Origin of the sequence: Embleya sp. NPDC059213 (assembly GCF_042754445.1) — a bacterium.
Taxonomy (GTDB): Bacteria; Actinomycetota; Actinomycetes; order Streptomycetales; family Streptomycetaceae; genus Embleya.
Genome location: NZ_JBHZAV010000343.1, coordinates 1 through 4,982, shown reverse-complemented (window position 1 = coordinate 4,982; position 4,982 = coordinate 1). Strand labels below are relative to the sequence as shown.

At 73.7% G+C, this 4,982-nt stretch carries 5 protein-coding genes; 4 read left to right on the top strand and 1 reads right to left on the bottom strand.

Annotation, left to right across the window (positions count from 1 at the left end; translation table 11 throughout):
- Positions 1-77: 77 nt before the first annotated feature.
- The gene (locus ACFXMF_RS46705) at positions 78-680 is read right to left on the bottom strand and encodes an HDIG domain-containing metalloprotein (RefSeq protein ID WP_360309208.1); all 603 of its coding nucleotides are present in this window, start codon (positions 678-680) and stop codon (positions 78-80) included.
- Positions 681-1,081: 401 nt separating this feature from the next.
- Between ACFXMF_RS46705 and ACFXMF_RS46700 the strand changes: the two genes are divergently transcribed.
- The 4 genes from ACFXMF_RS46700 to ACFXMF_RS46685 form a co-directional block, all read left to right on the top strand.
- Positions 1,082-1,717, top strand: a complete 636-nt coding sequence (locus tag ACFXMF_RS46700) for a hypothetical protein (RefSeq protein ID WP_360309206.1) — start codon at positions 1,082-1,084, stop codon at positions 1,715-1,717.
- A 10-nt stretch (positions 1,718-1,727) separates the two neighbouring features.
- Positions 1,728-2,435, top strand: a complete 708-nt coding sequence (locus ACFXMF_RS46695) for a TetR family transcriptional regulator (RefSeq protein WP_379991768.1) — start codon at positions 1,728-1,730, stop codon at positions 2,433-2,435.
- Positions 2,436-2,468: 33 nt separating this feature from the next.
- Positions 2,469-4,541: an AAA family ATPase gene (locus tag ACFXMF_RS46690; RefSeq protein WP_360309202.1), complete on the top strand. Its 2,073-nt coding sequence runs from the start codon at positions 2,469-2,471 to the stop codon at positions 4,539-4,541.
- A gap of 125 nt (positions 4,542-4,666) precedes the next feature.
- Positions 4,667-4,982, top strand: a 316-nt coding sequence (locus tag ACFXMF_RS46685; protein WP_380021278.1) for an SGNH/GDSL hydrolase family protein, incomplete at its 3' end; no start/stop codon positions are given.

The following is a 4,982-nucleotide window of genomic DNA, read 5'->3' as shown; positions in this document are numbered from 1 at the left end:
CGCCGGACCCATGAGAGACCGGCGGCGGGCCGGTCACCCCCGGCGGTGACGCCCAACGGCCGTCGTGGCGGCCCCACTCAGGTGACGCGATGGCCGAACTCGGCTGACAGCGCGTCGAGTTCGGGAGCGCCGAACTCGTCTGCCAGGGCCTGGAAGGCGACCACCTTGTCGTCCCCGAAGCGCCGAATCTTCGCGGCGAACGTGTCCGGGCGCAGGAAACGCGGCGGGTTGGACTTGCTGTGGAACTTGTCCGCGTACATCACCAGACGTTCCTCGACCGACTCGGCGAGATAGTCGTCCACCGGGATCGGCAACTGCCGGCTCAGCACGTCGTCCCGGGTCAGCCCGACACCGGTGTGACACGAGCAGAACCGGTGCAGCGACTCGGGCAGGCCCTCCTTGCGCAGGATCTCCACGCCGAGCAGTCCGTGCCGTACGTAGTTGGCGCCGTCCAGTCGGCCGTCCTCGTCGTAGAGCCGGTAGACCCCGATGTCGTGCAGCAGGCACCCGGCCCGGACCAGGTCCCGGTCCACGCCGGCGCCGGCGGGTCCGTCGAGCAACTGCTCGGCGATCCGCCAGACGATCCCGCAATGGGTGTGCACCTTTTCGAAGGCCGCTCGGGTCGGCGCGTACGCCCGGTGCAGTGCGGTGATCTCGGCGACCGTCGGAACGTGTGACATCCGGGGAGCTTAGCCGAGGGACCGTCTGGTTTGTCCGGATGGGCGGCGGATCAGCGTGGCGGGCGGCTTCGGCGATCGCCGGGCGCGGGTGGGACCGACGCCGTTGTGGCGCGGTGGGAAAGGTCCGGGAATGCGTGCTGTGCGCGCGTGAACGGGCCTTCACGCAGCGCGAGTTCGATGTCGGAGCGCCCCGACGGGTACCCTCGTGGTTGCCTGATGTTCGCCCGGTCGATCCTGCGGGGGCATCACGGGATCAGGCACCGTGGAGGGGCGACGGCCGGCGACGTGCCGGTGCCGGGCCGGCAGTGTCTGCCGATGGGGCGGACGCCGGCGGGTGCGGCATCGAGGGTCGGACGGGTCCGTCCGCGACCGACGGCCATCCCAGCGAACCAGGACACGCGATGACCCCGACCACGCTCGCAGGGCCCGCTCCCGCCGGGCGCACCGACCACCACACGTTCATCGCGATCGAGGGGCCGCCCGGCGCGGGTGGCGCCGCGCTCGCCGACACCCTCGGCACCGCGCTCGGCTGCACGCCGATCGCCGGGCGTGCCGAATCGATCCGCCTCGACGTCCGCGCCGGATACGGCCTCGGTCTGGCCGGGCTGCTCCGGGCCGACGAGCTGGTCAAACGACAGCGCTCGGCCGGGCCGGTGATCGTGCACACGTGGGCGGCCGGCGTCGCCGCCGACGGCGCGGTGATCTACCGGGCCGACGGAAGCAGGCTCAGCGCCCAGGTCGCCGAATACCGGGCCGTGCTGGAGGAGCCGACCGTCACGGTGCACCTGACCGCGTCGGCCCGCACACTGCGCGACCGACTGTCCGCGCAGCAGGTGCTCTCCGCCGACGACCGGGGCTGGCTGACCCGCCGCGGCGCGCTGGAGCGCATCGCCGAGGCCCATGTCGCGCTCGCGCTCGAAGCCGACCCGCGGCACGCGATCGTGGTGGACATCGACGGATGCGGAGCGCGGTCGGTGGCGGACGTCGTGTTCGCCGGACTGCACGCGCGCGAGATCGGCGTCGTGGACGCGGCGTAGGGTGCCGCGCATGAGCGGTGAGATGGGATTGCGCGAGCGCAAGCGGCAGCGGATGGCGGCGACGATCTCCGATGTCGCGATCGCCCTGTTCCTGGCGAAGGGCTTCGACCGGGTGTCGGTCGCCGAGGTCGCGGACGCCGCGGAGGTCTCCAAGCCGACGCTGTTCCGGTACTTCCCGACCAAGGAGGACCTGGTGCTGCACCGATTCGCCGACCACCAGGACGAGGCCGGTCGGGTGGTGGCCGGTCGGCCCGAGGGCGTCTCGGCGCTGACGGCGCTGCGCCTGAACTTCCTGGCCGGACTGGATCGGCACGATCCGGTCACCGGGCTCAGCGACCAGCCACAGGTGCTGGCCTTTCATCGGCTGCTGTACGGGACCCCGAGCCTGGTGGCCCGGCTGTACGCGTACACCGAACGCTCGGAGGAGGCACTGGCCGACGCGCTGGCCGCCGCGGCGCCCGCCGCGAACGCCGACCCGGAGGCGGCCGACGGGCCGGGCGTGGACCGGGACGCGGGCGCGGACGAGGACACGATGCAGGCCCGGTTGGCGGCCGGGCAGATCATCGCGGTGCAGCGCATCCTGGCCCGGGAGAACTGGCGGCGGATCGCGGCGGGCGAGCGCGCGGCGGCGCTGCATCCGGCGGCCCGGGCGACGGCGGAACGGGCGTTCGATCGACTGGCCGGGGGGTTGACCCGCTACACGAGCGTTACTCGGTAACATTTTTAACCTAGTTGCATTATCCTGGTCGGCATGACGCCACTCGATGCCGAACTCGGCCGGGAGCGCGCCTACCACGAGGTCTGCCGCGAGGCGATGGCCGCGATGGTCGCGGGCGCCACCGAACACGTGCGCACCGGCGCCGACGTCTCCGCCTCCGGCGCGGATGCCGAGGCGCTCGGATACACCCTGCGCAGCCACGCCCGTGAGATGGACGAACTCCCGGACACCCCACTGTTCTTCGGCCGCCTGGACTTCGTCGAAACGGAGGCGGCCGGCGAGCACCGCGGCGGTCGCTACCACATCGGCCGACGCCGGATCGGCACCGATCCGGCGGTCCCGCCGCTCGTGGTCGACTGGCGCGCACCGATCTCCCGGGCCTTCTACCGGGCCAGTGCCCGCGACCCGCAGGGCGTCGCGATCCGCCGCCGGTTCGGCTGGGCGCCGTGGAGCGACGGCGCCGCCGAGGACCTGACCGGCCTGGAGGACGAGCACCTCGCCGCGAGCCCCGGGCCGGATCCGGCCGACACCGGCGGCCCCGGGGCGATCCTGGCCGGCGAACTGCGCCGCCCCCGGGTCGGCCCGATGCGCGACATCGTCGCCACCATCCAGCCCGAACAGGACGACCTGGTCCGCCGCGACCCGACCGCCTCGATCTGCGTACAGGGCGCCCCCGGCACCGGCAAGACCGCCGTCGGCCTGCACCGCGCGGCCTACCTCCTCTACACCTACCCGCAGCGCATCCAGCGCGCCGGCCTGCTGATCGTCGGCCCCAACCGGGCCTTCCTGCGCTACATCTCCGAGGTGCTGCCCGCGCTCGGCGAGACCGGAATCCGGCAGACCACCATCGATGAGGAGGTCGGCCGGCAGGCCATCCGGGCCCACGACGAACCCGCCGCCGAGGTGGTCAAACACGACCCCCGGATGGCGACCGTGCTGCGCCGTGCGCTCTACGCCCGGGTCGTCGCCCCGATCGAGCCGGTCGCGGTGCCCGACGGCTCCTACCGGCGCCGGATCACCCTGGACGAACTGACCCGGATCGTCGAGGGGGTGCGCGCCGAGGATCCCCCGTACCAGGTCGGCCGGGACCGGATCCGAGCCCGCGCGGTGGCCCTGCTGCAACGCCAGGCCGAACGCAACTCCGGCCCGCCGACCGGTGCCTGGCTGCGTCGGATGGGCGGCTCGAAGGGCGTCGCCGGCTTCGTCGACCACTGCTGGCCCAGGGCGCACCCCGAGCAGGTTCTCGCCGAGTTGCTCACCGACCCGCACGCGTCGGCCGCCGTCGACGGCATCCTCACCGCCGACGAACAGCGGGCCATCCGGTGGACCCGGCCGCCGCGCTCGTGGCGCAGCGCCCGCTGGTCGGCCGCCGACCTGGTCCTGCTGGACGAGCTGGCCGGCCTGATCGAACGGCCGCCGACCTACGGTCACGTGGTGGTCGACGAGGCGCAGGACCTGTCCCCGATGCAGTGTCGTGCGCTGGCCCGGCGGATCGGCTCCGGCTCGGTGACCGTGCTCGGCGACCTGGCCCAGGGCACCACGCCCTGGTCCGCCCGCACCTGGCCCGAGCTGCTCACCCACCTGGGCCGACCCGAGGCCGAGGTGGCACCGCTGACCGTCGGCTTCCGGGTGCCCGCGGTGATCGTGGCGCTGGCGAACCGGCTGCTCGCGGGCCTGGACGTGGACGTGCCCGCGGCCCGGTCGTTGCGCGAGGACGGCGAGCTGAGCATCCGCGAGGTGGCCGACCCGATCGCCGCGGCGGTCGTGGCGGTGCGCGCCGCGCTGGAGCGGCCGGGCTCGATCGGGGTGATCGCGGACGACGCGCGGATCCCGGCGTTGGGCGCCGCGCTGGCCGCCGCCGACATCGCCACCACGACGGCGGAGGCGCCGGATCCGACCGGCGCGGTGCGGGTGACCGTCCTGCCCGCGACGCTGGCCAAGGGGCTGGAGTACGACCACGTGGTGGTGGTCGAACCGGCCGCGATCGTGGCCGCCGAGGCGCGCGGGGCGGGCCGCCTGTACGTGGTGCTGACCAGGGCGGTGTCCCGGCTGGACATCCTGCACGGCCTGCCGCTTCCGGCGCCGCTGCGGGAGGCGCCGGCCTGAGCGCGCTCGCCCGGGTCGGCACCACCCGTTCGCGGTAGCCGAGCGGGCGGCGTGCGCGCGGCGAACCTAACGTGTGGACAGGACCGCTGCCCGGACACGGCCGGTGGATCGACCCGGGAGGCACCATGACGGGCGCGAGACACGAGGTCCCGGTGATGATCGCCGGCGACTCGATCGGTCACGTCGGCAGCGGCGACCGGACCTGGCGATATCGCCTGTGGCGACACCTGCGCGCCCACGACGTGCGGCTGGACCTGGTCGGGTCCGACGACCCGCTCGGCGACATCGAGGCCGAGGTGGCCGAGCACCGACCGGACTACCTGCTGATCCTGCTCGGGGTCGACGACCTGCGGCCGAACATCGATCCGGCCCGGTTCGAGGAGAACCTGCGCGCGTTCATCTCCGACGCCCGCCGGGCCAACCCGCGTCTGCGGATCGTGC

Bases quoted from the DNA above. Each gene is read 5' to 3' on its own strand.
- ACFXMF_RS46705 (WP_360309208.1), bottom strand. From the start codon at position 680: ATGTCACACGTTCCGACGGTCGCCGAGATCACCGCACTGCACCGGGCG.
- ACFXMF_RS46700 (WP_360309206.1), top strand. From the start codon at position 1,082: ATGACCCCGACCACGCTCGCAGGGCCCGCTCCCGCCGGGCGCACCGAC.
- ACFXMF_RS46695 (WP_379991768.1), top strand. From the start codon at position 1,728: ATGAGCGGTGAGATGGGATTGCGCGAGCGCAAGCGGCAGCGGATGGCG.
- ACFXMF_RS46690 (WP_360309202.1), top strand. From the start codon at position 2,469: ATGACGCCACTCGATGCCGAACTCGGCCGGGAGCGCGCCTACCACGAG.